Source organism: Rhodococcus oxybenzonivorans (genome assembly GCF_003130705.1).
GTDB lineage: Bacteria > Actinomycetota > Actinomycetes > Mycobacteriales > Mycobacteriaceae > Rhodococcus_F > Rhodococcus_F oxybenzonivorans.
This window is the reverse complement of the sequence record NZ_CP021354.1, coordinates 1,889,549-1,915,434: the sequence shown is the minus strand read 5'-3', so window position 1 is coordinate 1,915,434 and position 25,886 is coordinate 1,889,549. Positions and strand designations below refer to the sequence as shown.

20 protein-coding genes are annotated in these 25,886 nt (G+C 66.7%); 13 read left to right on the top strand and 7 right to left on the bottom strand.

Annotated features, from left to right (window positions below; translation table 11 throughout):
- Positions 1 to 15: 15 nt before the first annotated feature.
- Both CBI38_RS09185 and CBI38_RS38925 read right to left on the bottom strand, forming a co-directional pair.
- The gene (locus CBI38_RS09185; RefSeq protein ID WP_230990119.1) at positions 16 to 759 is read right to left on the bottom strand and encodes an ABC transporter ATP-binding protein; all 744 of its coding nucleotides are present in this window, start codon (positions 757 to 759) and stop codon (positions 16 to 18) included.
- Positions 701 to 1,165: a hypothetical protein gene (locus CBI38_RS38925; protein ID WP_230990118.1), complete on the bottom strand. Its 465-nt coding sequence runs from the start codon at positions 1,163 to 1,165 to the stop codon at positions 701 to 703. Before CBI38_RS38925 ends, CBI38_RS09185 begins: the two co-directional genes overlap by 59 nt.
- Before the next feature lie 107 nt (positions 1,166 to 1,272).
- Here CBI38_RS38925 and CBI38_RS38920 point away from each other — a divergent pair, with 107 nt between their 5' ends.
- Positions 1,273 to 1,503, top strand: coding sequence for an LLM class flavin-dependent oxidoreductase (locus CBI38_RS38920; protein WP_230990117.1), 231 nt, complete (start codon positions 1,273 to 1,275; stop codon positions 1,501 to 1,503).
- 192 nt (positions 1,504 to 1,695) lie between these two features.
- Positions 1,696 to 3,078, top strand: coding sequence for a flavin monoamine oxidase family protein (locus CBI38_RS09175; protein WP_109328265.1), 1,383 nt, complete (start codon positions 1,696 to 1,698; stop codon positions 3,076 to 3,078).
- Here the strand turns inward: CBI38_RS09175 and CBI38_RS09170 are convergent.
- From CBI38_RS09170 to CBI38_RS09150, 4 genes are all read right to left on the bottom strand, one after another.
- A complete protein-coding gene (locus CBI38_RS09170; protein WP_109334955.1) occupies positions 3,072 to 3,869 on the bottom strand; it encodes an SDR family NAD(P)-dependent oxidoreductase in 798 nt (265 codons plus the stop codon). The genes CBI38_RS09175 and CBI38_RS09170 overlap by 7 nt on opposite strands.
- A 161-nt stretch (positions 3,870 to 4,030) precedes the next feature.
- Entirely contained in the window at positions 4,031 to 5,455 is a 1,425-nt protein-coding gene (locus CBI38_RS09165) for an aldehyde dehydrogenase family protein (protein WP_109328263.1), read from the bottom strand.
- Between the two features lie 451 nt (positions 5,456 to 5,906).
- Positions 5,907 to 6,362 carry a tellurite resistance TerB family protein gene (locus CBI38_RS09155; RefSeq protein WP_109328259.1) on the bottom strand — a complete coding sequence of 152 codons (456 nt, stop codon included), beginning with the start codon at positions 6,360 to 6,362 and terminating at the stop codon, positions 5,907 to 5,909.
- 60 nt (positions 6,363 to 6,422) lie between these two features.
- The gene (locus tag CBI38_RS09150; protein WP_109328258.1) at positions 6,423 to 7,172 is read right to left on the bottom strand and encodes a DUF429 domain-containing protein; all 750 of its coding nucleotides are present in this window, start codon (positions 7,170 to 7,172) and stop codon (positions 6,423 to 6,425) included.
- Positions 7,173 to 7,295: 123 nt separating this feature from the next.
- Between CBI38_RS09150 and CBI38_RS09145 the strand changes: the two genes are divergently transcribed.
- Together CBI38_RS09145 and CBI38_RS09140 are read left to right on the top strand one after the other, a co-directional pair.
- Positions 7,296 to 7,685, top strand: coding sequence for a VOC family protein (locus tag CBI38_RS09145; RefSeq protein ID WP_109334954.1), 390 nt, complete (start codon positions 7,296 to 7,298; stop codon positions 7,683 to 7,685).
- 44 nt (positions 7,686 to 7,729) lie between these two features.
- Positions 7,730 to 8,626: a dienelactone hydrolase family protein gene (locus CBI38_RS09140; protein ID WP_109328256.1), complete on the top strand. Its 897-nt coding sequence runs from the start codon at positions 7,730 to 7,732 to the stop codon at positions 8,624 to 8,626.
- On the opposite strand, the gene CBI38_RS09135 is transcribed toward CBI38_RS09140, so the two are convergent.
- Complete coding sequence (locus CBI38_RS09135) at positions 8,584 to 9,216, bottom strand: hypothetical protein (protein ID WP_109334953.1); 633 nt, start codon at positions 9,214 to 9,216, stop codon at positions 8,584 to 8,586. The genes CBI38_RS09140 and CBI38_RS09135 overlap by 43 nt on opposite strands.
- A 115-nt stretch (positions 9,217 to 9,331) precedes the next feature.
- Between CBI38_RS09135 and CBI38_RS09130 the strand changes: the two genes are divergently transcribed.
- The 9 genes from CBI38_RS09130 to CBI38_RS09090 all read left to right on the top strand — a co-directional run bounded on the left by CBI38_RS09130 (position 9,332) and on the right by CBI38_RS09090 (position 25,881).
- Positions 9,332 to 10,714 (top strand): DUF2252 domain-containing protein, encoded by a 1,383-nt coding sequence (locus tag CBI38_RS09130; protein ID WP_109334952.1) that lies wholly within the window; start codon positions 9,332 to 9,334, stop codon positions 10,712 to 10,714.
- Between the two features lie 75 nt (positions 10,715 to 10,789).
- On the top strand, positions 10,790 to 11,998 hold the full coding sequence (locus CBI38_RS09125) for an enhanced intracellular survival protein Eis (protein WP_109328254.1): 1,209 nt from the start codon (positions 10,790 to 10,792) through the stop codon (positions 11,996 to 11,998).
- A 204-nt stretch (positions 11,999 to 12,202) separates the two neighbouring features.
- Positions 12,203 to 13,708: an MFS transporter gene (locus tag CBI38_RS09120; protein WP_109328252.1), complete on the top strand. Its 1,506-nt coding sequence runs from the start codon at positions 12,203 to 12,205 to the stop codon at positions 13,706 to 13,708.
- 99 nt (positions 13,709 to 13,807) lie between these two features.
- On the top strand, positions 13,808 to 14,800 hold the full coding sequence (locus tag CBI38_RS09115; RefSeq protein ID WP_109328250.1) for an isopenicillin N synthase family dioxygenase: 993 nt from the start codon (positions 13,808 to 13,810) through the stop codon (positions 14,798 to 14,800).
- On the top strand, positions 14,800 to 16,260 hold the full coding sequence (locus CBI38_RS09110) for a CYTH and CHAD domain-containing protein (protein ID WP_109328248.1): 1,461 nt from the start codon (positions 14,800 to 14,802) through the stop codon (positions 16,258 to 16,260). The genes CBI38_RS09115 and CBI38_RS09110 overlap by 1 nt, the downstream gene beginning before the upstream one ends.
- Before the next feature lie 189 nt (positions 16,261 to 16,449).
- Entirely contained in the window at positions 16,450 to 17,826 is a 1,377-nt protein-coding gene (locus CBI38_RS09105; RefSeq protein ID WP_109328247.1) for a dicarboxylate/amino acid:cation symporter, read from the top strand.
- A gap of 44 nt (positions 17,827 to 17,870) precedes the next feature.
- Entirely contained in the window at positions 17,871 to 18,266 is a 396-nt protein-coding gene (locus tag CBI38_RS09100; RefSeq protein ID WP_109328245.1) for a nitroreductase/quinone reductase family protein, read from the top strand.
- Positions 18,267 to 18,622: 356 nt separating this feature from the next.
- Positions 18,623 to 24,115: a glutamate synthase-related protein gene (locus tag CBI38_RS09095; protein WP_109328243.1), complete on the top strand. Its 5,493-nt coding sequence runs from the start codon at positions 18,623 to 18,625 to the stop codon at positions 24,113 to 24,115.
- Positions 24,112 to 25,881: a sulfite reductase subunit alpha gene (locus CBI38_RS09090; RefSeq protein ID WP_109328241.1), complete on the top strand. Its 1,770-nt coding sequence runs from the start codon at positions 24,112 to 24,114 to the stop codon at positions 25,879 to 25,881. Before CBI38_RS09095 ends, CBI38_RS09090 begins: the two co-directional genes overlap by 4 nt.
- Positions 25,882 to 25,886 lie beyond the last annotated feature (5 nt).

The window sequence follows — 25,886 nt, the reverse complement described above, 5'->3', positions numbered from 1 at the left end:
ATGCGCAGCAACGACTCAGACACGAGCCGCCTCCTTTCCGATAACCGACTCGAGCCCGTAATCCCGATGGTTCTCGACGAGTTGGCGGGTGTACTCGTGTCGGGGCGCGGTGAGCAGGTCCCCTGCTCGCCCGGACCCGACGACGGCGCCGTCCCGCATCACGATCACGCTGTCGCAGACCTGAGCCACCACGGCGAGGTCATGCGAGACGAGGACGAGCGCGAGACCCAGTTCGTCGCGCAGGTCCTCGAGGAGGTCGAGCACCTCGGCCTGAACGGTGACGTCCAGAACGGTGGTCGCCTCGTCGGCGATCAAAAGTTCCGGTTCCGCGGACACCGCGATCGCGATGAGCACCCGCTGGAGCATTCCCCCGGACAGTTCGTGCGGGTACTGGCGGTACACGGTGTCGGCGTCGTTCAGTCCCATTTTCCGGAATAGTTCGACGCCGCGCCGCCGGGCGTTCGCGCGGGACAGGCCGAGGGTCGACCGGAGTGCCTCGGCCAGATGTTCACCGACCCGGATGGACGGATTCAGATAGGACGCCGGGTCCTGGAAGACTGCGGAGATGCCGGTACCCCGCAGTGGCCGCCAGTGTTTGCGACCGAGGTCCGTGAGTTCGATGCCGTCGAAGTCGATCGAGCCTGCGGTGACACCGATTCCGCCGGACAGAATTCCGAGGTTGGCCCGGCAGGTCAACGACTTACCACTTCCCGACCTGCCGGCGGTCACCGCGAAGGAATCGGCGACGATCACCGACATCGCCGGAACAACCGATGCCGGTGCGGCACGGTTCGCGCTCAACGTCGCCGCCGCGTGGTGGGAGGAGGAAGCCCGGCAGTACGGTGGCGCCTTCACCCGGCACGACGACCGATAACGGCAGGCCGGCGAATTCGTCGACGTTCTCCGTGGGCTCTGGGAGCACACCCCGTTCACCTACCAGGGCGAGCACTTCAGCGTGCGCGACTCGATCCCTGTCGCCGAAGCCCGGAATCCATCCCCCGGTTTTCGCCGGCGGTGAGAGCGAGAGCGGTCGCGAATCGATCGCCACCTTCGCCGACTCGTACGTACTGCACGGCGGCGCCGTCGACGAGGTGCGCACGAAGATCGCGGACATGAACGCGCGGTCGCAGCGAATCCACCAGCGGGACATGGCCGAATTCGGCATGTCCACATACATCATCGTGCGACACCGAAGCCGAGGCCCGCGCCGAACTCGAACGCATCACCACCGTCGACCCTCACTCGCCCGGGTACGCGTCGTTCGAGGAGTTCGTGAAGAACTCCGAACTCGACGTCGAGCTGTCCAAGCGCGAATACTCCGTCGGCACGCGCGGACTGCGACCCGACCTCGTTGGCACCCCCGAACAAGTCGCCGAAAAGATCCGCGCCTACCAGGACGCCGGTCTGACACTCCTGCTCATCCAGTGCCCCCCGGGAACGAAGAGCTCGAACGCATCGCCGAGCAGGTGTTTCCGCTGGTCCCCACCCGTGAGTACTTGTTAACAACGGGCGGTTAATAAGTACTCACAGGGGGACGCCCTTGACCGCACTACTCGCCGCGAGTAAGGATGAATATGTTCTGTGCGCGGCGATTTCATTCCCGGAGAGAGGAATTCACACCCCCAGGACCAATGGCGGCGCACCCGTTACATACGGCCGCACGAGGGCCGCGCGCGCAGCGCGAGGGGATGTGTCATGGCAGACATCGAGGTCGACTATTGCGTCGTAGGTGCCGGATTCGCCGGACTGACGGCGGCACTGCGTCTGAAGCAGGCCGGACAATCGGTCGCGCTCGTGGAGGCGCGTGACCGGATCGGCGGCCGAACGTCCACCGAGGTCCGCGAGGACGGTTCGTGGATCGATCGGGGCGGTGCGTGGATCGGCCCGGGACAGGACCGGATCTACGCCCTGATGGACGAATTCGGCGTCAAGAGTTACAAGCAGTACACCGACGGCGAGGCGATGATGGTCGTCGACGGCAAGCAGTACCGGTACAAGGGCACGATTCCCCTGACGATGAGTCCCTGGGCGGCCGCGAATCTCGGGGCCGTGTTCGTCGAACTCGGCGAGATGTGCAAGACGATCCCGCTCGACGCGCCGTGGGAGGCGAAGAAGGCAGCGAAGTGGGACTCGATCAGCCTCGCCAAATGGCTCGGCGACAACACGCTGTCCACACCCGCCCACGACCTACTCGAGACCGCCATCGCCGGCTGCTACACGTCCGCGGCGTCCGAAGTGTCGATGCTGTTCGTCCTGTACCAGATGGCATCCGGCGGCGGTCCAAGTTTCGTCCTCGGTGTGAAGGACGCCGCCGAGGACGCGCGGCCGGTCGGCGGAATGGGTGCCGTCTATCGTCCAATGGCAGCCGAGATCGGCGACGCGCTCCACCTGTCACAACCCGTCCGGGACATCGCGCAGGACGGGGACGGCGTGACCGTCCGCTCCGCGGATCTGGCCGTGCGCGCCCGGAGGGCGATCGTCGCGGTGCCCCTCGCGATCGCGAGCCAGATCGTCTACGAACCGCTGCTGCCGATGGATCGGTCCTTCCTACACCAGCGAATGCCGAGCGGTGCGGTCATGAAGATCGCCGTCCTCTACGACGAACCCTTCTGGCGCGCCGCCGGACTGTCGGGGCAGTCGGCGGCACCCGACTCCCCCGCGACGATCACCATCGACGCCAGTACCGACACGGGACGTCCCGGTGTTCTGTGCGTCATCGTCGAGGGACCGATCGCCCGCAAGCTGGGGACGCTGCAGGAAGGGGAACGGAGGAAGGCCGTGCTCGCGGAGTTGACCGCGAGGTTCGGAAATAAGGCAGCCTCCCCCGTCGACTACATCGAGCAGAACTGGAGCATCGAGCGGTACTCCGGCGGCGGCATGCTCAGTCATGCGCCGACGGGCGTGCTCACCCAGTTCGGCCGCGCCCTCCGCAAGCCCTGCGGTCGCGTTCACTGGGCAGGCACGGAGAGTTCGGCCGTGATGTGCGGATGGGTCGACGGGGCCATCCGGTCCGGGGAGCGCGCCGCCCGGGAAGTCACCGAACGGGACGGCGTGCTGTCACCCGCCCGCGCTCAGTAGTAGACGGCGCCCGGAGCACCACCGCCGACGGCCACCGCGTCGCCGGTGATCCCGACACTGCGCGGTGACGCCAGGAATGTGACGACGTCCGCGACCTCGCTCGCGTCGATCAGCCGGTGGATCGAGTTGGTGGCCAGCCGCGACTCCAACTCGGCGACCGGCACACCTTCCGCCTCGGACTGCGCCGCCAGCCGGTCGACGAGCCGTTCCGTCCGCGTCAGTCCCGGATGCACCACCGTCACGTTGATTCCGTGCGGTCCGAGCTCGTCGGCGAGGTTCTTCGTCAGCGCCGACACACCGACGTTCCGCACGGTCTGCGCGATGGAGTTGGCCTGGCGTGCACCGAGTCCGCTGATGTTGATGATTCGCCCCCATCCCTGTTCCACGAGGTGCGGTGCCACGGCCCGGGCGGTCCGCAGGTATCCGAGCACCTTGATCTCGAGTTCGCCGCGCACCACGTCGTCGGTGGTAGACGCGAAGTCGCTCGGCTTGCCCGCACTCCACGGGGTTGCAGCGGCGTTCACGAGGATGTCGACACCACCGAGTTCGTCCACCGTTCGCTGTACGAGGGCGCGCACCGAGTTGTCGTCGCCGGTGTCGGTGGGAACCCCGAGCACCCGCCGTCCGGTCCCCTGCGACAGCGTCTTCGCCGCCAACTCCAGCGCCTCGACACCCCTGGCCGCGAGCACCACGTCGACTCCCTCCGACGCGAGGCCGCGCGCGATCGCGAGACCGATTCCGCGGCTGCCGCCGGTGACGATCGCCCGCTTGCCGCCTAGACCGAGATCCATGTCGTTCTCCTCATCGCCGCTGTCCACCCCTCGATTCGAGGTTAGAACCTCGGTGGTCGGGAATCACGGATTCGGTTCAGCGTGAGGCCAATTGCGCTCCGCACCCGTGAGTGGTTAACGAGTCCAGAGACTCGTTAACCACTCACGGGCGGCGGAGCCGCCTACCGCTGGATCGACTTGACCTCGAGGAACTCTTCGAAGCCGAGAACACCGGCTTCACGCCCGATACCCGACTGCTTGTACCCACCGAACGGGGCGTTGGTGTTGAAGGCGCCGCCGTTCACCTCGACCTGGCCGGCCCGTAGCCGCCGGGCGACGCGATCGGCACGGTCCTTGTCCCCGGACCAGACGCCGCCGGCGAGCCCGTACTCGGTGGCGTTGGCGATCCGGACCGCGTCCTCCTCGTCCTGGTACCCGATGATCGAGAGCACAGGTCCGAAGATTTCTTCGCGGGCGATCGTCATGTCTTCGGTGACCCCGGAGAAGATGGTGGGGCCGACGAAATAGCCCTTCTGCTGACCGGTTTCGCGTCCGTCGAGAACAGGCTCGGCACCCTCGGCGATTCCCTGCTCGATGTAGCTTCGGACCCGTTTGAGCTGATTCGAATTGACCAGCGGCCCGAGGACCGACGTGGCCGCGGTCGGGTCACCGACGGCATAATTCTGGGCGACCTGCGCAGCGATCGCGGCCGCCTCGTCCACCTTGTCGGCCGGGACGAGCATGCGGGTGAGTGCCGAACACGTCTGACCCGAGTTCAAATAGCACTTGCCCACCCCGTCGGTGACGGCCTTGGTGAGGTCCGCGTCGTCGAGGATGACGTTGGCCGACTTGCCGCCCAGCTCGAGCGCCACCTTCTTCACCGTCTCGGCTGCGACGACGGCGACGCGCTTTCCGGCGCGGGTGGAGCCGGTGAAGGAGACCATGTCTACCTCGGGGTGTCCGGCGATGGCCTCCCCGACCACGGGACCGTACCCGCTGACGAGGTTGAACACGCCGGCCGGCAGACCGACCTCGTGAAAGATGTCGGTGAGGGCGTAGGTGATGAGGGGCGCCACCTCGGTCGGCTTGAGCACCACGGTGCAACCCGCGGCGAGGGCGCCACCGACCTTCAGGACCACCTGATGGAGGGGGAAGTTCCACGGGGTGATGGCACCGACCACGCCGATCGGCTCCCGCACGATCAGCGAATTCCCGACCTCCTGGGCGTCGAAGTTGTAGTTGGCCGCCAATTCGGCGAAGGCAGAGAGGTTCGCCAATGGCATCCCGATCTGCACGGGCTTCGCTAACCGCACAGGCATCCCCATGTCGCTCGACACCAGGGCGGCGAGTTCGTCGACTCGCTCCTTCACGAGACCGGCCGCTTTGCGCAGGTACTGGCCGCGCTCTTCGCCGCTGAGGGCCGACCACGCGGGGAATGCGGCGCGGGCGGCCTCGGCGGCACGGTCGACGTCCTCTGCGGTGCCGTCCGCGACCACAGCGATGACCTCTTCGGTGGCGGGGTTGACGACGTCGATACGCCCCGTCCCCTGCGAATCGACCCACGCTCCGTCGATGTAGATCTTGCTGCGGTCCTGAACTTCGGTCATCGGTCAGCCTCCATCGATATCGGGTTGTGCCACTGCCTCGACCCTACGGCGGCCCCGCCGAACGACGCCGGAAAAGGTATGCCCGAAACCCGTCTGAAAGCCCACCGATGGGGTAAAACGGAATCAGACGCCCCGGTGCGTCCTGCTCCGGGGCAGGATGCAGAGAATGGAGGGCGGAGGGATGTTCGAAATCATTCGCGAAGTCCATTCCGAGGTGCAGCACCAGCGGGGACCGCGCCATCACCATCACCACCTGAGTCGGGCCGAGCTCACGGCAAAGGTCCTTCGGCATTGGTGCCGCTGACACCCGCGACCCGGATGAGCACGCCCCCGGCGTGGAGGTTCCGCTGCGCCGGGTGACGCCAACTTCTCGTGTCAGCCACTGTTCGATCATGGGATCGACGTCACGGTCGGTGGCGCGCCACTTCGTAGGGGCGCGCCACCGTCTACGTCACAGTTCGAATTCCGCCGGAGCAATCCCGACGGCGAAACAGGCGTCGCGCACCACAGTTCGCTCGTGCTGGTCGAAGTTGCCGTCCGCGCCGCCGATGACGATGCCGATCTGAATCACGGCCCGCGCCTGATCCTGCTTGGACTTCAGCTTCGCGATGGTGGCGGTGGCTTCGATCTTGCCGAACTCGAAGTCCGACTGCAGCTTGCTGCAGTACCACTCGAACTTCTGACGCAGCTCGTCCGAGGGAAAGACACTGAGCGCTTCGTTGCTGGTGATCAGCGTCGCGGTCTTCTGTCGTTCCGACGGGTCGATCGTGCCGTCAGCCGCGGCGATGAGTGCGCACATGGCCATGCTGGCGTTGGCGAACTCCTTGTTCTGGAACTGTGCCGTTTTCGTCTTGAGCTGGCCGTTCATTTCGAACGCCTTTGCCTTCAGCTGATCCCAGAAAGCCATGAGTCTCCTTTGTCCTCGCCACGCACTGTGCGTGTACTGTCCACTTTGCCTGGTTTCGGTTCACGGCGTCGGCCGCAGCGACTGCAGGCTGCCCACGGGCACGTGGATCCAGCCCTCGCGGCGGGCGATCCTGCGGTCCGCGTCGTCGGGCATCTCGGTGAGTCCCACGGCCGCCGCACGCGCGATCACAGCGGACAGGACGGCGTCGAGGGCGTCGTCCGAGGTGCGGCAGAGTGGTTCGTGCGCCCCGAGGTCCATCCACGGCGCCGAGGTGAGAAGGGTGTCGACCAACTCGCCCAGGGTCACCCGATTCGCGGACCGCTTGTAGCCGCGCGAGAGCAGTCCCCACCGCCGCAGGGCAGCGGCGGGATACACCTCCACGGCCCGGCCTTCGACGCGGTCGACGTCGGCGCCGAGGTCGCCGAGTTCGGCGAGAATCCCGGCGCAGCGCAGTGCCACGTGCGCGATGAGGTCAGCGGAGACACTGAGCGGTGCGATGCCGGTGGCAGCCTGGACGACGAGGTCGGTCCGACGTTTCGTCAGGGGTTGCCGGCCGGCGCGGTGTGACAGCTCTTGGGTGGCCGCCATCCTGCCGGCATGATGTGCGGACACCATCTGCACGAAGGCGTCGGGCCAGCCGAAAGGTGCATCGATTCCCGCCCGGTCGCTGTCGAGGATTGCGGCGGTGATGGCGTCGTTGCGTACGCCCAGGATCACCGATTCGACGCGGGCCTCGCCTTCCGACCACTCGACGACGGCCATCGCCGTCCTGTTCGGTTCGGCGGCGAGATCGACGCCCACGGTGCGCATCGCCCCAGGCTAGCCGTCCCAGACGACGTGGGCTCGAGTGGTTTCTGGGTGTGCCGGGTGCCGGAAGTCGATACTGTCGTATGGATCCGCGCATGAACTTTCGTCGGAGAAGGGATGCCACACATGTCCAGTTTCCCGGGCTTGGCCCACATCGCGATCACGGTCTCCGACCTGCCGACCAGCACCGCTTGGTACAGCGCGTTGTTCGATTCGGCACCGGTCCTCGACGAGGACGAGGAGTCGGGCACCTTCCATCACACCGTGTTCGCTCTGGACGGCGGGATGCTGTTCGGGTTACACGCGCACACCGGCGGCAGTTCCGGGAGCAGGTTCGACGAACGGCAGGTGGGGCTCGACCACGTGGCGTTCCAGTGTTCCGATCTGGTGGTGTGGCGGGATCGGCTCGACGCCCTCGGCATCGAGCACGGAGGCATCAAGACCGCCCACTACGGATCGGGTATCTCGTTCCGCGATCCCGACAACATCGCGCTGGAGTTCTTCGCACCGGCGTAGACGCGCGAAAATGCTCTGCAACGGCCGTTCGGACGAGGACGATCATGACGCCACTGCAACGCTATATAGCCGAGGAGATCGCGGTCGACCATGCCGACGGCCTCCTCACCCGACGGGAAGCCCTGCGAAGACTGGGCCTGATAGGCCTCGGTGTCGCTGCCGCCACCTCGCTCCTCGCCGCCTGCACCAACGACCCAGGCACGACCACGGCGAGCACCGCGTCCAGTGAGGCATCCCCACCACCCGGTGCGGCAGGCGCCGTCGCCACTGAATCGGTGACGCTACCCGGACCCGACGGACGAACCCTCCAAGGAGCCTGGGCGCCGGCGGACTCGCCCCGCGGAGCAGTACTCGTCATCCACGAGAACAAAGGGCTCACCGACCATATTCGTTCGGTCGCAGGTCGATTCGCACGGGAAGGGTACTCCGCTCTCGCCGTCGACTTGTTGTCGGAAGAGGGCGGCACCGCGTCCTTCACGGATCCCGCTCAGGCCACGGCGACACTGGCGAAGGTGCCGCCGGAACGCTTCGTGGCCGACATGAAGGCCGGCGTCGACGAACTCGAACGACGGGTGCCGAACAAGAAAACGGCCGCGGTCGGGTTCTGCTTCGGCGGCGGAATGGTGTGGCTACTTCTGGCCTCCGGTGAACCTCGACTCGCCGCCGCCGTCCCGTTCTACGGACCCCTGCCGGAGAACGCAGATTTTTCTGGTTCCCGGGCCGCAGTGCTGGCCATCTATGCAGAGCACGATGCCCGGGTGAACGCGAGCCGGGACGCCGCAGCCGCCGCATTGGCTCGTGCCGCACTGCCACACGAGATCGTCACGGTTCCGGGTGCCGACCACGCCTTCTTCAACGACACCGGGCAACGCTACGACCCCGCGGCAGCGAGCGATGCCTACGACCGGGTACTCGACTGGTTCGACGAATACGTGCGGTGAGGCGGGCGCATCAACAGCGCGGCCACCAAGAAGCAGAGCGCGCCCACGAACGTTCCGAGATCTGCAGCCACCGGATCGGCCGGCATGTCCGTTCCCGGCAATATGAAGGAGCCGACGGCCGACACGCCGAACGCCACCGACCCGATCATGTTCAGCCAGGTGCTCCGCCAGTTGCGAGCATGGGGATCCCACAATTTGTCGGTTTCAGTGGTGGCCACTACCGCCAGGCCACTGGCAACGAGGAAGGCGGTCGACCCGAACAGGTCCGGCCGCCACTGCCACGCGTCGTCCTGTTCGACCGTCAGGCCGTGGACGAGTGCCACCCCAGTGCTGAGGTTGAACAGAAGAGTGCCGGCGAACTGGATCAGCGCCGCCCACCAGTCGTAGCGCTCGACGCGTAAGGATTCGGCACCGGGCACCGGTCGCCCACTGAGTCGGAGCTGGATGTACGCGGCGGCAGTGAAGAACAGCGATCCGACGAAATACGTCGCATTGTCGATCTCCCGGCCGACAGCGTCCCCGTACACCTGCAGTGCCCCGAGCGCGAACAACACCGACCCGATCGCGAAACCCCACGATTCCCGGCGCATGACCGGTTCCCGACGTCGGAAGGTTCCGGCCTCACCCTGCGGCACGGTTGCCGCACTTGCTCCGCATGCACCGGACCTTAGTCGAATGCCGAGTGCCTGGGATATGGTCACCATCGTGACGACCGACCGAGCGCGGGTCGACCTGCGAACGAGGGTCGAGGCGGACGACGTCGCTGCGCGCGGCAACGCACTGCGGGCATCCGTGCCGTCCAGCGCGCACGACCACGTCGCCGTCGGGACAGACCGGCCCGGAGTGCTCGAGTTCGTCGAGGCCACCAACGAGGGCAGGCTGACTTCTCTGCTGCCGCTACGGATCGGCAGGATGATCGCCTCCCCTTTCTCGTTCTTCCGAGGCGCTGCCGGTCTCATGGCAGCCGACCTCGCCGGTTCACCTGTCACCGGGTTGACGGCGCAACTGTGCGGCGACGCGCACGCCGCCAATTTCGGCCTGTACGGGACACCGGACGGGCAGATCGTGATGGATATCAACGACTTCGACGAGACGCTCCCGGGTCCGTGGGAGTGGGACCTCAAACGTCTCGCCGCGAGCCTGGTCCTCGCCGGACGCGAGGGCAGTGTTTCCGAGCGCGGCTGCATCGAGGCCGCCGAGGATGCCGTCACCTCGTATCGGCGCACCATCCGCGAGCTCGCCGAACAGCCATTCCTGCAGTCGTGGAACGCTCTCCCCGACAAGTCGGCGCTCGAACGGGCGAAAGCAGACGACTTGCTCGACGACTTCGACAAGGCCGCGCAGAAGGCCCGCCGCAACACCAGCGAGAAGGTGGCGGCCAAATGGACCGAGCACCTCGAAGACCACGAGACCGGGACACGGCGACGGCGATTCGTGGAGAACCCGCCGGTTCTCACACGTGTCGAACAGGCCACTGCCGATGCCGTGATCGAAGGACTCGAACTTTATGTCGAATCACTGCGCGAGTCGCGCCGCAACTTGATCACCCGGTTCGCCGTATCCGATGTCGCCTTCCGGATCGTCGGAACCGGGAGTGTGGGACTGCGCAGCTACATCGCCCTGCTGCAGGGCAACCGGGACGAGGCACTCGTCCTGCAGCTCAAGCAGGCGCGGCCGTCGGCACTGTCGCCGTATCTGCCTGTCAGCACGCCGAAACACGAAGGCAAACGGATCGTGCACGGTGCCCGGCTGGTGCAGGCGGAGTCGGATATTCTCCTGGGCTGGACCACAATCGACGGCCTTCCCTACATCGTGCGGCAGTTCCGGAACCTCAAAGGCGACATCGATCCCACCGGTCTCGCGCAGGACCATCTCGACGACTACGGCCGCCTGGCCGGCGCCCTCCTCGCACGTGCACACACCCGCTCGCTCGATCCGCGGCTACTCGCCGGCTACTTCGCCGGCGACGAAGAACTGGACGAAGCGATCGGGCGGTACGCCGTCCGCTACGCCGATCGAACAGAAGCCGACCACGCGGTCCTGGTCGACGCGGTGCACTCGGGACGGATCGCCGCCGACCCGGCCTGAGCTGGTGTGCCGTCGTCGCTCACAGTCGGCTGAAATTCGCGTGCAGGGCAGAGTGTGGTGTGCCAGTGTCGGGGAATGACGACCACCACCGGCGGGATCACGATCAGGACGGCGACGGAGCAGGATTGGCCGAAGATCGTGCTGCTCAACGAAATCTGTTTCGCGACGCCGCAGACGCCGGAGCTCACAGCCTTCTGGAAAGGACTGGTGGGCGCCGACCGTCCTGTCATCGCACTGGACGGTGCTGCCGTGGTGGGCGCCACCATGGACATTCCGATGACGGTCACGGTGCCCGGTGGTGCCGGCGTCGCGGCGGCCGGAATCACCGCGGTGACCGTTGCCCCCACACATCGCCGGCGGGGCATCCTTCGCGCGCTCTACACAGAACAACACGCGCGTATCCGGCGGTCGGGCGTGCCGCTGTCGATTCTGACCGCCAGCGAGGGCGGGATCTACGGCCGGTTCGGGTACGGTCCGACCACTGTCGAATCTACGGTCGGAATCGATCGCCGGTTCGCAGCACTACACCCGGATGTACCCGATCCCGGTGGTGTGCGCGTGGTCCGCCCCGTGGAGGCGCGTCCGTCGATCACCGAAATTTACGACCGGTGGCAGCGACGTACACCCGGCGCCCAGGTACGACCGGACAACGTGTGGGACCGAATTTTCGCCGACCCGGAGAGCGAGCGCGGCGGCGGTACGAGTCTGTTCGGACTGCTCCACGACGACGGGTACGTGCTTTACCGCTGCGTCTCCGGAGAGCACGGGACGACCGCGCGCGTCCAGGAGTTCCGCTCGGTCACCGACGACAGCCATATCGCCCTGTGGCGGGCCCTGCTCGGACTGGACCTCATCCGGCGGATCGAGGCCTCCGTTGTTCCCGACGATCCGCTGCCGTACCTGTTGACCGACAGCAGGCTGGTCCGTACGACCTCCCGTCACGACGAATTGTGGGTACGGATCATGGATGTTCCCGCCGCGCTCGAGGCTCGGGTATACCGGTGCGATCTCGACGTCGTGATGCAGGTCGACGATGGCTTCCTCGATGCCGGCGGCCGATTCGCGTTGCGCGTGCGGGACGGCCGCGCGGTGTGCACCCGCACCGAAACGGACCCACAGGTCGTGCTCGCCCTGGACGTGCTGGGCAGCCTGTACCTCGGTGCGCACCGCGCACGCGCGTTCGCCGCAGCGAACAGGTTGTGGGCCGTCGACTCGTCAACCCTCGACGCCCTGGACCTCGCCTTCGGTTCCGAATACTCCGCGCAGATGGGCTGGGGGTTCTAGACCCGTTCGCCTGCGCCTGTTCCGGTGAGCGGACGCAACGCGGTCAGTTCTTCCGCTGAGCGGTCACACCCATGGTGGGTGCGTCTGTGGCCAAGTGTGATGTCGAACACGCACTTCTCGCCCAATGGAGGGTGGGTGCGGTCACCGACACACTGCACGGCGCAATCCCGAACAGGGACCGTGTGGGCACCCGAGAGGACCCCGATGATAGATCCTGCTACCACGTCCATCGACTTGCCCGGACAGACACCGAACTGGTCGCCGCGGCTACTTTTCTCCCTGGCCTCGATCATGCTGCTCCTGGAAATTCTCGCGGTCAGCTACATCATGATTTCGATGGCGGTTCCGGCGATTTCCCAGCACTACCACACTACGCAGGGCGCGTGGTTGCTCACCTCGTTCCTGCTGGTCGGAGCCGTCACCGGGCCCCTCCTCGGCAAATCGGCCGACGTGTACGGAAAGCGCAAGATTCTGCTGGCGTGCACGTTCATTGCCGCACTCGGATCGTTCGTCTCCGCGGTCGCACCCAGCTACGCGGTCTTGATCGTGGGCCGGTCGCTGTCCGGCGTGCTGATTCCCTGCATCTTCCTGAGCTACTCCCTGATCAGGGACATCTTCCCGCCGAAAACCGTCGCCCTGTCGGTCAGTGTCGCCACCAGCGGCATGGGCCTCATCGCCATCCCCGCACCGTTTCTCACCGGCTGGTTCCTCGACAATCACGGCTTCCGCAGCATCTTCTGGTTCTTCGTCGTCGGACTCGGCGTCGTCGGTGTGCTCATCCTGCTCAGCACGGACGAATCACCGGTACGTCTGCAGTCGAGAATGGACGTCCTCGGTGCGGTCCTCCTCGGCGGCGGCATCGCGGGCATTCTGATCGCGGTCAGCTTCGGACCGATCTGGGGTTGGGCGAACGCGTCGACACTCGCCTTCCTTGCCGGCGGCGTCGCGCTGTTAGCGGCCTGGCTCGTCTCCGCCCGGATCGTGCGGGAACCCCTCGTCGACCTCGACGTCCTTCGCAGGCGGCCGATCCTGCTGACGTCGATGGGCTCCGGGCTCGCGTACGGCTGCAGCGCGCTGTTCACTATCCTGCTCCCGATGATGGCCATGACTCCCGCGATCCTGGGGTTGGGTTACGGGTTCGGGGTCAGCGCCGAAGGATTCGCGATCTTTCAGGTTCCGTTGGGGGGCATGGTGGTGGTCGGCGGCATCGTCGTCGGCATCTTGGTCGGCAAGAACGTCCGACCTCGCCTGTTGATGATTGTGGGCCTGTTGTTCATATCGGCCGGATTCCTGCTCACCGCCCAGCTGCACGACTCCAAAGCGCTGCTTCTGATCTTCGCCGGCCTGACCGGCACGGGCATGGGGCTGGCCTACGCAGCGGTGCCGAACCTGCTGATCGAGGCCGTTCCGCCGCAACTGCAGGCCACCACGGCGAGCATCGTGAGCGTGACACAGAGCGTCGTCGCCGCGGTACTGCCGGTGGCCGCGTTCACGGTGATGAACAACTCGTACATCGCCCCGATCCCGCCGGAGGTGACGCAGGGCGCAATCCTGTACACCGACAGAGGATTCCAGGTCGCGTTCCTGATCGGCGCCGTCGCGGCCGCCGTGGGAGCGATCCTCGCCGCGCTGATTCCCCGCAGGATCGATCAGGTCGACGCTCCCCCGGCAGTGATCGTCCACGAGGGCGAGCCAGTGCTGAATCGCTGATCACGGCCCTTCCTTCGCCGGGCGAATGTACCTTCGGACGCACTGGTCGCGTCGAACGGTACATTCGCCCGGAGTTCGCCACGGGGATACCGTGGAGACGTGCTTCCCGTCATCGACCTCGCCGACCTGGACACCCCCGCCGGGCGTGAGCGGCTGCGGGAGGTCACCCATCACGTCGGGTTCTTCTACCTCGACGGTCACGGCGTCGACCGCCGCCTCCTCGACGGGGTGTTCTCGGTTGCCCGGCAGTTCTTCGCGCTGCCCGAAGAGTCGAAGATGTCGATCGCCATGATCGACAGCCCGCATTTTCGCGGTTACAACCGGCTGGGCGGGGAACTGACCAACGGCGAGATCGACTGGCGTGAACAAATCGACATCGGACCGGAACGGGACCCTGTTCCGGATGCGACCGACTACCTGCGGTTGCAGGGACCGAACCAGTGGCCCGCAGCACTACCCGCACTGAAATCCACAATCGAGCAGTTCGACGCGGCACTGGCCGAGGTCGGGATGCGTCTGCTCCGACACTGGGCGGCCTCCCTCGACGCCGATCCGGGCATCTTCGACGACGCCTTCGCCCACGCCCCGGCCACACTCATCAAAGTGGTGCGGTACCCGGCACGGCCGAGCGACGATCACACCGGTGAGCAGGGCGTGGGCGCCCACAAGGACTCGGGAGTCCTCACCCTCCTGCTCCTCGAGCCCGGCTCGACGGGACTGCAGGTGGAGAGTGAGGACGGCAGCTGGATCGACGCTCCGGCGCGCACGGGCTCGTTCCTGGTCAACATCGGCGAACTACTCGAGGTGGCGACGGGTGGATATCTGCGGGCCACCCGACACCGGGTGCTCACACCGGCGGGGGCACCGGAGCGGCTGTCGGTGCCGTACTTCCTCAATCCTGCACTCGACGCGACAGTTCCGACGATTACCCTGCCCCCGCACCTGGCGTCGCGAGCCCGGGGAGTCGAACGGGACCCCGCCAACCCGTTGTACCGCACATACGGCGAGAACGCGTGGAAGAGCCGGACACGCGCGCACCCCGACGTTTTCCGCCGCTGGTATCCGAAAGAGGCGGGGTGCAAACTGGACTGATGGCGGCGGAGCAGACAGAACGCGAAGACAAATACGACGTGAGCCTCGACTTCGTCGTACCGGCTCTCGGAGACCTGGTTCCCGACCAGGGCCGGGAAGACATCGACACCATCCGGCTCGACAGTGTCTACTTCGACACCGCCGACCGTGACCTTCTCCGTCATCATCTGACGCTTCGCCGCCGCTCGGGGGACGACGACCTCGGATGGCAGCTCAAGGTGCCTGCCGGCGACGCCCGCACCGAGGTCCGGCTTCCGCCCACAAGTGACGAGTCCGTCCCGGACGAGCTGGCGAACGCGGTGTCGGGTGTGGCGCTCGGCAAACCTCTCCTGCGAGTGGCCTCCCTCTCGACCGTCCGGCGGCGCCACCGTGTGGTCGACTCCGATGGCAACTCGCTGGCCGAACTGGCGGACGATTCGGTGCGCGCCACCGCAACCGCCCACAACGGTGGAGCCATTGCCAGTCAGTGGCGCGAAGTCGAGGTCGAACTCGGGGATCACGGGCAAGAACGACTGCTGCGCGACATCGGTGGCCGCCTCGTTCGGAGCGGGGCGCACACGTCGTCGTACGCGTCGAAACTGGCCCGCGCGCTGGCACTCGAGCCGCACCGCGCGGACGACGATTCCGAGAACCCGGCACGGCGAGCACTCACCGACTATCTCGGCACCCAGATCGACGAAATCGTTGCGGGTGATGTGTGGCTGCGCCGCGGACTCGATCCGATACACGCCACCCGCGTGGCCATTCGCCGGTTCCGCAGTACTCTCCGCGTGTTCAAGGATCTGGTCGACCCGGATGCTCGGTCGAGGATCGAAGACGAACTCGTTTGGTACGCAGGACTACTCGGCGAGGTGCGCGATCGTCAGGTGCAACGGCACCGGCTCGGGGAATTGGTCACCGGCCTGCCCGCCGAGCTGGTCATGGGTCCCGTCGCCGCACGAATCGAACAGGACCTGCTGGGGGAACAGCAGCGTTGCCTGACCGTCGTCATGTCCGCTCTCGACGACGCGCGCTACCGCAATCTTCTCGTGACGCTCGCGCAATGGCGTACGGCCCCACCCTTGACCATCGAACGCGGCGCCGGCCCGAAAGTGATCGCGAAGGCTGTCAAGCGGGCCGGGCGCAAGGCGCGGAAACGACTCACTGCCGCTGTGGCCGATTCCGACGCGACGGAGTTGCACCGCGCCCGGAAAGCGGCCAAACGCGCCAGGTACGCGGCCGAGCTGGCCACACCACTGCTCGGCGGAAAAGCAGAGAAGAAGGTGTCCGAGTTCAAGCATGTCCAGAAGGTGCTCGGTGAGCACCAGGACAGCGTGCTCGCCGCCGACAACCTTCGCGCTCTCGGAGCGCGCGCCGGAGTTACGGAGGGCGAGAACGGGTTTACCTTCGGCCTGCTGTACGCACTCGAACTCGAGAATGCCCGGCAAGCCCGCGCGGACGCCGCCCATCTCATGAAGTGATCGAGTCGGCGAGTACAGTCACTTCGGTGTTGTTCCTGACTTCTCGACGCTACGTCGACCTCCGACTGCAGGCGAGCGCCATCTGTCCGCGCCCGCTCTGACGGACCCTTCTCACACCTCTCAGGAACCTTCCCGCCGCATCCCGCCTTACCAGGCATCGGCTGACGGCTTCATGCGAAAGGCACACCCATGCCCAGTTCCGCGCTGTCCACGCGCGCCGAGAACACCTCTCGGCACCTACCGAAATGGGCCGGCTCGTTCGGCCCGCAGATCGTCGCCGGCCTCGTCGTCGGTGTCATCCTCGGGCTCGTCGCCCGAAGCCTCCCCGCGGCCGCCGACGGCAATGAGAACTGGCTCGTCGGCACCGTCCACACCATCGGCATGAGCTACGTCAAACTCCTCACCGTTGCGGTCATCCCGCTGGTGTTCACGGCCATCGTCAGTTCCATCGCCAACTTACGGGAAGTGGCCAACGCCGCCCGGCTGGCGGTGCAGACCCTTCTGTGGTTCGCGATCACCGCATTCATCGCGGTGGTCATCGGAATTGTCGTCGGGCTTCTCACGCAGCCGGGTGCCCATACGACGGTGTCCGGCGAAGGCAAGGAGCCGGCGACCACCGGATCGTGGTGGGCGTTCGTCACCGGCTTGGTGCCCAGCAACTTCCTGGGCCTGGGCGCGAAAACGACTGTCACCGAAGGCGTCGCGAGCACGTCACTGAGCTTCAACGTCCTGCAACTGCTGGTCGTGGCCGCCGCCATCGGTATCGCCGCGCTGAAGGTCGGGGCCAAGGCGGAACCGTTCCTGCAGTTCAATGCGTCACTGCTGGCGATCGTGCAGAAGGTGCTGTGGTGGATCATCCGCCTTGCTCCGATCGGTACCGCCGCACTGATCGCCAATGCGGTGGCCACCTACGGCTGGGATGCCATCGGCTCGCTCGGCTGGTTCACCGCAGCCGTCTACATCGGGCTGGCGCTGGTGTTCTTCGTCGTCTACCCGGTGCTGATCCGTGCGCACGGGCTGTCGGTGCGCGCCTTCTACTCCGGTGTGTGGCCCGCCACCCAGCTCGGGTTCGTCTCCCGGTCGTCGATCGGCACACTCCCCCTCACCGAGCGCGTCACCGAACGCAACCTCGGCGTTCCCCGCGAGTACGCGTCGTTCGCGGTCCCCCTGGGAGCAACTACCAAGATGGACGGCTGCGCCGCCGTGTACCCCGCCATCGCCGCGATCTTCGTTGCCGAGTTCTATGGGGTGCCGCTGTCCGTCACCGACTATCTGCTGATCGTGGTGGTGTCGGTAATCGGGTCGGCGGCCACCGCAGGCACCACCGGTGCCACGGTCATGCTGACGCTGACCCTGTCGACGCTGGGACTGCCCCTCGCCGGAGTGGGCCTCCTGCTCGCCGTCGAACCGATCGTCGACATGGGCCGCACCGCGGTGAACGTCACCGGTCAAGCACTCGTCCCGACGATCGTCGCCAAGCGCGAGGGCATCCTCGACGAGGCCCGGTACAACGCCGAACGGACCGGCGACCCGTTCCAGGACGACGACGCGGTCGCAGCGTCGTAGCCAAACGCTCGACGAGAGCCTTCCCCACGTGGAAGGCTCTCGTCATGGCCGACCTCGACGCGATCAAACGACGGATCGTCATGCAATTCCAGCGGCACGTCGCCAACCCGCTCTCCACGCGACTGTCGAGCCAGACGCTCCTCGAGACCACCGGCCGCGTCAGCGGACAGCCCCGCGTCACGCCCATCGGTGGCCGACAACAGGGCACCGAATTCTGGCTGGTGTCCGAGTTCGGTGAGCGTTCTCATTACATCCGCAACATCCGCGCGAACAACGCCGTGCGGCTGCGACTGCACGGCACCTGGCACACCGGCACCGCGACGCTGCTACCCGACGACGACGCCGTCGCCCGGCTGGCGCAGCTCCCGCGGCTCAACAGCGCGGCGGTCCGGGCGGTCGGCACCGACCTCCTGACCGTGCGGATCGATCTCACCGACTGAGATGCGATCACATCCGCCCACGGAATAGTCATCCGCACCCGCACAAGCGTCCGTGTATTCACGAGTCGGCCCAGCGTCCTGGCCAGGTGTGACATTCGCAACTAGGCGTTCTGCCCGCACGCCTGAAGCGGATTTGCCAGTGCTCCGCGGCTGGGAAACGAGCCGCTTGCAGTAGGGACTTAGCCTCCGCTAATCTGCGGTTTCGCGTGGACTCGTCAGGGTCCGCACCACAGACAACGACGTCTGCCTCACCGGCGTATCGGTTCGGGGCCGGTTCTCCGCCGTGATCCTCTCGCCGACGCCACCCGTGTGCTGCACGGACCCCATTTCGGCGAGTATCGCGAGGAGACAGTCGGTTGAAGACGAGTGCCAGTGAGTTCGGCCTGTACGACAGGACGCTCGACAAGAGTAGCTGCGGCGTGGGCTTCATCACCCGCAAGGATGGCGTGCAGACCCCGGAAATTCTCACCCTGGGCAACGAGGCCCTGTGTGCTGTTCCTCACCGTGGTGGCATGTCGGCCGAGGGCGTCGGCGACGGGGCCGGAATCTGTATCGACCTCTCGGTGCCCTTCTTCCGCGCCCTCACCGGGCGGGGAGAGCTGGAAGCCGGCCGCTTCGGTGTCGGCAACTTCTTCCTCCCCACCGACGTCGCGTTCCACACCGACGCGGAAGCCGTCATCGAGCAGGCACTCGCCGCGCAGGGCTTGGAGGTGCTGCTCGAACGTGACGTCCCCGTCGACGCCACCGTCCTGCGTCCGGCCGCGATCAAGTACCAGCTGCCCATTCGGCAGTGGGTGTTCACCGCTCCCGAGGCGTGCACGGACGGGGTCGAGTTCGACCGCCGCATCCACGACGCCCTGCTCGCCATCGAGGCCGTCGCCTACACCCAGCCCGACCTCGCCGGGATGTACCCGCTCTCGCTCAGCGCCCGCACCCAGGTGCTCAAGGGTCGCCTCAATTCGCACGAGGTGATCCCGTACTTCTGCGACCTGGTCGATCCGGCGCACGCCGTTCACACCCTCTTCTTCCACACCCGGTTCTCCACGAACACCGACCCGCACCCGACGATGGCGCAGCCGTTCCGGCTCATGGCGCACAACGGCGAACTCAACACCGACAAGAAGAACCGCCTCTCCGAGACGGCCGTGGCCCGTGCCCGGAACCGGGAGATCGTGCGTCCCCACGGCCAGTCGGACAGCTGCCGTCTAGATCAGACGCTGCAGAGCCGGGTCGTCGAGGACGGTCTCGACCTCGTCACCGCAGTGGTGTCGATGATGCCCCCCGCATGGGAGAACGACACGAACCTCTCCCCCGAGGTGCGGGCGATGCTCGAGTACTTCTCTCTCTACGAGGAGAAGAACGACGGCCCGGCCGCGGTCATCTTCGGGAACGGCACCGTGGTCGGAGCGCGTCTCGACCGGTTGGGGTTGCGTCCGCTGCGCAGCGTGGAGACCGACGACTACCTGTGCGTCACTTCGGAGGCCGGCCAGATCGACTTCGACCCCGAGACGGTGCGTCACCGCGGCCGCATCGAGGCGGGCGGCATGCTGTACTTCGACCACCGCGAGGGCCGCGCATACTCCTCCGACGAGGCGCTCGAGCTGCTGGCAGCACGGCACGATTACCGCGCCCTCGTCGCCGAGGCGCGCCGCACGATCGACGCCCTGCCCGAGGTGGAGGCCGAGCCCGGCCCACTGCGTTACAACGGCGACCTGGAACGCCATCAGCGGTACGTCGCGTACTCGCACAACCAGGAAAGCTTCAAGTTCATGATGGACCCGATGCTGGCTTCGGGTCAGGAGAAAATCTCCGCGATGGGCTACGGCAACGCCATCAACGCACTGTCCGATCAGGAAGGCGGTGTGGCCAAGTACTTTTCGCAGCGTTTCGCGCAGGTCACCAACCCGTCACTGGACAGCATCCGGGAGTCGGACGGCATGACTCTGCGAGTCGCGCTGGGCGCCAAGCTGCACAGTGGTGCGGAGTCTGCCCCGCAGATCGTGGTGCCGTCGCCGATCCTCACTCATCTGGACATGCTGCGGATCCGCAAGCAGACCGACACACCCGTGCAGCGTTTCCCGATGCTGTACAGCCCTGTTCCCGGCGACGCCGCTGCCAACGCGGCCGCGCTCGAGGCGGCGGTGGACGGGTTGTGCGACGAGGTGGAGGCATTCGCCCGGGAGCGCGGCGGCATCGCCATCCTCACGGACCGGCACGTCGCCACGGACCGCGCGGCCCTGCCGATGATCATCGCGATTTCGGCCGTCAATCAGCGGCTGATCGAGGCGGGCCTGCGCCTGCGGGTGTCGGTGGTGGCCGAGAGCGGGCAGATTTCGTCCTCGCACCATGTCGCCGCTGCCCTGGGGTTCGGCGCCGCCGCGATCTATCCCCTCGCCGTCCGGTTGCGGGCCGAGGAGAAGTTCGCGGACAGCGCGGACGAGGCGTTCACGCGCTTCGCCAAGGCGGCCGAGAAGTCGTTGATGAAGACGATGGGCCGGGTGGGTCTGTGCACCGCCGAAAGCTATATCGGCGGCGAGTTCTTCGAACCCAACTACCTCGACACCGACGACCCGGTTCTGCGCCGCTTCTTCGCGAACGTCAAGACGCCCGTGGGCGGCGTGGGATTCGCCGTGATCGCCCAGGCCGTCGCCGACTGGCACGCAAAAGCGTCGACCGTCACCGGGGAGAGGGACGTCCCCCTGCTCGGCCTCTTCAAGGAACGCGCCGAAGGTGCCGGGCACTCGTACGGCACGGCTGCCGTGCGCGGTTTCGTCGACCTCACCGAGGAGCCGATCGCCTTCGACACCGCCGGCACCCAGGACCACACCGAGTCCCTGCGCCTGCTTCCCCTGAACCGGCTCGAGGACGCGTTCGGTCTCGACGACGACGCCTACCGCAACGCCGGCTTCCAGAAGCTCACCCCCGAGGCGATCGACGGGTTCGAAATCACCCCCGGCTACCGGGCATTCGTCCGGACCATGGCCGAGGAGCGCACCCGTCGCCCCGCCGCGCTGCGGGACGTCCTCGACCTGCCCGCCGACGTCACATTCCTCACCACCGCGCAGGAGTTCCGCCGCCAGATGGGCCGGTTCTCCCGTAAGGGCAACAACAGCTTCGCGGTCCGTGGGCTCGCCTCCGAGCAGGTCGGGGACGACGAGTTCCGCCTGCGGCTCACCGGCCCGCACGCCGGTGACCCCACTGTGCTTGCCGCACTCGGCGAGTCACTGGTCCTGCGGTTCGGCGACCAACTGTGCGAGCACCGGATCGATGGTGACGCCCTGCTGGTACGGGCGTCCGGTGAGGCACTGCGATGCCTGGCCCTGCTGCGCCACGCACCGCCCAGCATCCCGCTCGCCACGGTCCAGCGGGCCAGTGAGATCACGCCGTTCCTCACCTCCGGGGCCATGAGCCACGGCGCTTTGAACTCCAATGCGCACGAGGCTGTCGCGCACGGCACCAACATGGTCGGCGGAATGTCGAACAGCGGTGAGGGCGGCGAGCACATCTCCCGCTACGGCACCATCCGCGGTTCGCGGATCAAGCAGTTCGCTTCGGGCCGGTTCGGTGTGTGGGCCGGCTACCTGGCCGATCCCATGCTCGAAGAGCTGGAGATCAAGATCGCGCAGGGCGCCAAGCCCGGTGAGGGCGGGCAGCTTCCCGCCCCCAAGGTGACCGTCGAGATCGCGGCCGCGCGCGGCGGCACCCCCGGCGTCGAGCTGGTCTCCCCGCCCCCGCACCACGACACCTACTCGATCGAGGATCTGGCTCAGCTGATCCACGACTGCAAGGCCGCACGCGTCCGGGTGATCGTCAAGCTGGTGTCGTCGGAGGGCATCGGCACCATTGCGGTCGGTGTCGCGAAGGCGGGCGCAGATGTCATCAACGTCGCCGGCAACACCGGCGGCACCGGCGCTGCTGCGGTCACCAGCCTCAAGTACGCGGGGCGTTCCGCCGAGATCGGCGTGGCCGAGGTTCACCAGGCGCTGTGCGCCAACGGCTTACGGCAGAAGGTAATGCTCCGGTGTTCCGGCGCACACCAGACGGCGAGCGACGTGGTGAAGTCTGCGCTTCTCGGGGCCGACAGCTTCGAGTTCGGGACCACCGCGCTGATGATGCTCAAGTGCGTCATGGCCAAGAACTGCAACGTCAAATGCCCCGCCGGCCTCACCACCAACCCGGAACTGTTCGACGGTGACCCGCGGGCGATGGCGCAGTACCTGCTCAACATCGCCCACGAGACGCGGGAGGTGCTCGCCGAACTGGGCATGACCTCGCTGCGAGAGGCTCGCGGCCGGTCCGACCTGCTGCACCTGCTCGATCACCCGTCGAGCGTCGGCCAGCTCGACCTGCGGGCGATGCTCGCTGTAGTCGACGAGGTCACGATCGGCGATCCGGTGTACCTCGAGAAGGACTACACGCTCGACGACGGCTGGCTCGTCCAGTTGCGGGCGGCCCTGGTCGAGCAGAGCGAGCGCACCGTCGAACTCGGTGACGGTGTGCGCCTGAGCAACCGTAACAAGAGCGTCGGCGCACAGTTGGCCGTCGACATCGAGCGCATGCTCAATCACGAACTGACCGAACAGGATCTGCCGGCGGTACTGCGTGACGAGCGCGGTCGCGGCTACCTGCGCGAGGGCAGTGTCCGGATCGCCACCTCCGGGTCCGCCGGTCTGTCGTACGGTGCGTTCTGCAACGACGGCATGTCTCTGGTCCACACCGGCACCGCCAACGACGGTGTCGGCAAGGGGGCGTGTGGCGGCAGCATCGTCGTCCGCTCCCCCGGCGGCGGGTCGACCGCAGCCGGCGGCAACGTCCTGATCGGCAACTTCGCGTTGTTCGGGGCCACCGGCGGACGCCTGTTCGTCGAGGGTCAGGCCGGTGACCGCTTCGCCGTCCGCAACTCGGGCGCCACCGCAGTGGTGGAGGGCGTCGGCGACTTCGCGTGCGAGTACATGACCAACGGCGCGGTGCTCAACCTCGGCGGGTTCGGCAAGGGTGTCGGCAACGGCATGAGCGGTGGGTTCGTCTACCAGTACGACCCCGAGGGCAAGCTCGCCGGCAAGGCCAGTGCCGATTCCATCCTGCTCGGTTCGATCACCGGTGACGACGAGCACGCGGCACTGCACCACCAGGCTGTGCACCTGCTGCTCGGCTGGCACCTCGAGGCCACCGGGTCCGCGAAGGCAGCGTGGCTTCTCGAGAACTGGGAGACCGAACAGCACCACTTCGTGTACGGCATGCCGCGTGCGCTGCTGCAGTACCAGGACAGCGACGAGATTCTGAAAGCCAAGTCGCGCAAGGACTTGGCCGACGAACTCGCGGCCGCGCTGGTGGCCCACCAAGTGCGCAAGTTCAAGCTGGACTACCGCGACGGACGCGCAGTTCTGGGCGGCGCCGTTCCCGGCTACGGCGAGGCCGACACCGAGGCCATGTTCGCGCTGCTCAACAACTACACGGTGCTCAATGCCGCGCAGGAAATGGCGCTGTCGAAGCTGCCGGGCGCCACCGACCCGTCCGATCCGGCAGTCGACAAGGCCGTGCGCAATCTGCTGCTCACCGAGGACTTCTTCCTGATGCAGCGACTGCAGCGGTACGCCCGCGAAGCCCTGAAGGATTACAGCGACGAGGACCTGGCGGTGATGGTGGCGGCCAAGCGCCTCGCCGACTACAAGGACGCCCTGCGCAAACGCAACGTCCGGTCCATCGACGCGCCCGGCACGTACGGCTGGATCCTGCACCAGGATGCGAAGAACGTCGACAAGATCGGCCGGCTGCCCGGCTTCGAGGAACTGTTCGCTCAGCACGCTCTGCCCGACCTGATCCCCACGAAGGACGCTGTTCCCTCATGAAAATGCCGTACATCCCCCAGGACGCGCCGTTCAGCGACGATCAGCGCGTGTGGCTCACCGGCTTCCTGGCCGGAATGAGCTCGCGTCTCGCGGTCGGCAGCAGCTCCGCCGCACCCGCCGCCTCCGGTGGGCAACTCCCCGCTGTCCACGTGCTGTACGGCAGCCAGACCGGCAATGCCGAGGGCGTCGCGGAAGATGCTGCCGCCGCGGCACGTTCGCACGGCTTCGCCCCGGTGGTCAGTGCACTCGACGACGTCGAGGTCGACGCCCTGGCGTCGATGCAGCGTGTTCTCGTCGTCACCTCCACCTACGGTGAGGGCGAGATGCCCGACAACGCGGAACTGTTCTGGCAGGCACTGTCGGCCGAGACCGCGCCCCGTCTCGAGGCCACGGACTTCGCGGTGCTCGCACTCGGCGACACCGGCTACGACGGGTACTGCCAGGCCGGCAAGATGATCGACACCCGGCTCGAGCAGCTCGGCGCCCGCCGCGTCACTCCGCGCGTCGACTGCGACGTCGACTACGAGGACGCCGCTGCCGCATGGGTGGCAGAAACGTTGCCGTTGTTGGCGGCAGTCGAGGGCATTCGCGGGGAGTCGCCGGTCGCCGATGTCGCGGCGCCGGACGCGAAGCCCGCGCGTAAGCGTTCGCAGTGGAATCGCAAGAACCCCTATGTGTCCACGCTGGCCGTCAATCGGAGACTGTCGGGTGACGGGTCCGCGAAGGAGATCCGGCACTACGAGTTCGCGCTCGCCGACAGCGGTCTCGAGTACGAGGCCGGCGACGCCCTGGGTGTGATGCCGGTCAACGATCCGCAGCTCGTGGACGCTCTGGTGTCGCGGCTCGGCATTCCCGCCGACGCCGCCGTCACCGGCAAGGAACGCCCGTTCAGCGATCTGCTGATGCACAGCTACGAAATCTCCACGCCGTCCCACGAGTTCCTCGACGAGATCGAGAAGCGGGCCGGAAACGACGAACTGACTCACGTTCTCCGGCACGGCGACAAGGAGGCGCTCGACGCGTGGCTGTGGGGTAAGGACGTCCTCGATCTGCTCCTCCTCGCTCCTGCGTTGTCGATGACCGCCGACGAGTTCGTGGGCGTGCTCAAGCCGTTGCAGCACCGCGCGTACTCCATCTCGTCGAGTCCCCTCGCCGACCCGGGCAGCGTGCACCTCACCGTGGCCAGCGTCCGGCACACCTCCGCGGGGCGCGACCGCGGCGGTGTGTGCTCGACCTACCTGGCCGACCGCGTCGCCGAGGGCGGTACCGGTGGAATCTTCGTGTCGAAGAACAAGTCGTTCCGCGTGCCCGCCGACGATCACGCGCCGATGATCATGGTGGGCCCCGGAACCGGGATCGCACCGTTCCGCGCGTTTCTGCAGGAACGCCGGGCGCGGGGCGCGGTAGGGCGCAACTGGCTGTTCTTCGGCGACCAGCACCGCGCGTCCGACTACATCTACGAGGACGAGATCGGCGCCATGAGCGACAGCGGTCTGCTCACCCGCCTGGACCTGGCCTTCTCCCGCGACCAGGCCGAGAAAGTGTATGTCCAGAACCGGATGCTCGAAAACGGCAAGGAGCTCTTTGCCTGGCTCGAGGACGGCGGCCACTTCTACGTGTGTGGCGACGCCACCCGCATGGCGAAGGACGTCGACCGCGCGCTGCACCATGTGATCGCCACCCACGGCGGTCTCTCGACCGAGGACGCGTCGGAGTACGTCAACAAGCTCAAGAAAGACAAGCGCTACCTACGCGACGTGTACTGAGCACG

What these genes read in the sequence shown, in the direction of transcription:
- CBI38_RS09185 (WP_230990119.1), bottom strand. Translation starts at nt 759, where the DNA reads ATGTCGGTGATCGTCGCCGATTCCTTCGCGGTGACCGCCGGCAGGTCG.
- CBI38_RS38925 (WP_230990118.1), bottom strand. Translation starts at nt 1,165, where the DNA reads ATGCCGAATTCGGCCATGTCCCGCTGGTGGATTCGCTGCGACCGCGCG.
- CBI38_RS09175 (WP_109328265.1), top strand. Translation starts at nt 1,696, where the DNA reads ATGGCAGACATCGAGGTCGACTATTGCGTCGTAGGTGCCGGATTCGCC.
- CBI38_RS09170 (WP_109334955.1), bottom strand. Translation starts at nt 3,869, where the DNA reads ATGGATCTCGGTCTAGGCGGCAAGCGGGCGATCGTCACCGGCGGCAGC.
- CBI38_RS09165 (WP_109328263.1), bottom strand. Translation starts at nt 5,455, where the DNA reads ATGACCGAAGTTCAGGACCGCAGCAAGATCTACATCGACGGAGCGTGG.
- CBI38_RS09155 (WP_109328259.1), bottom strand. Translation starts at nt 6,362, where the DNA reads ATGGCTTTCTGGGATCAGCTGAAGGCAAAGGCGTTCGAAATGAACGGC.
- CBI38_RS09150 (WP_109328258.1), bottom strand. Translation starts at nt 7,172, where the DNA reads ATGCGCACCGTGGGCGTCGATCTCGCCGCCGAACCGAACAGGACGGCG.
- CBI38_RS09145 (WP_109334954.1), top strand. Translation starts at nt 7,296, where the DNA reads ATGTCCAGTTTCCCGGGCTTGGCCCACATCGCGATCACGGTCTCCGAC.
- CBI38_RS09140 (WP_109328256.1), top strand. Translation starts at nt 7,730, where the DNA reads ATGACGCCACTGCAACGCTATATAGCCGAGGAGATCGCGGTCGACCAT.
- CBI38_RS09135 (WP_109334953.1), bottom strand. Translation starts at nt 9,216, where the DNA reads ATGCGCCGGGAATCGTGGGGTTTCGCGATCGGGTCGGTGTTGTTCGCG.
- CBI38_RS09125 (WP_109328254.1), top strand. Translation starts at nt 10,790, where the DNA reads ATGACGACCACCACCGGCGGGATCACGATCAGGACGGCGACGGAGCAG.
- CBI38_RS09120 (WP_109328252.1), top strand. Translation starts at nt 12,203, where the DNA reads ATGATAGATCCTGCTACCACGTCCATCGACTTGCCCGGACAGACACCG.
- CBI38_RS09110 (WP_109328248.1), top strand. Translation starts at nt 14,800, where the DNA reads ATGGCGGCGGAGCAGACAGAACGCGAAGACAAATACGACGTGAGCCTC.
- CBI38_RS09105 (WP_109328247.1), top strand. Translation starts at nt 16,450, where the DNA reads ATGCCCAGTTCCGCGCTGTCCACGCGCGCCGAGAACACCTCTCGGCAC.
- CBI38_RS09100 (WP_109328245.1), top strand. Translation starts at nt 17,871, where the DNA reads ATGGCCGACCTCGACGCGATCAAACGACGGATCGTCATGCAATTCCAG.
- CBI38_RS09090 (WP_109328241.1), top strand. Translation starts at nt 24,112, where the DNA reads ATGAAAATGCCGTACATCCCCCAGGACGCGCCGTTCAGCGACGATCAG.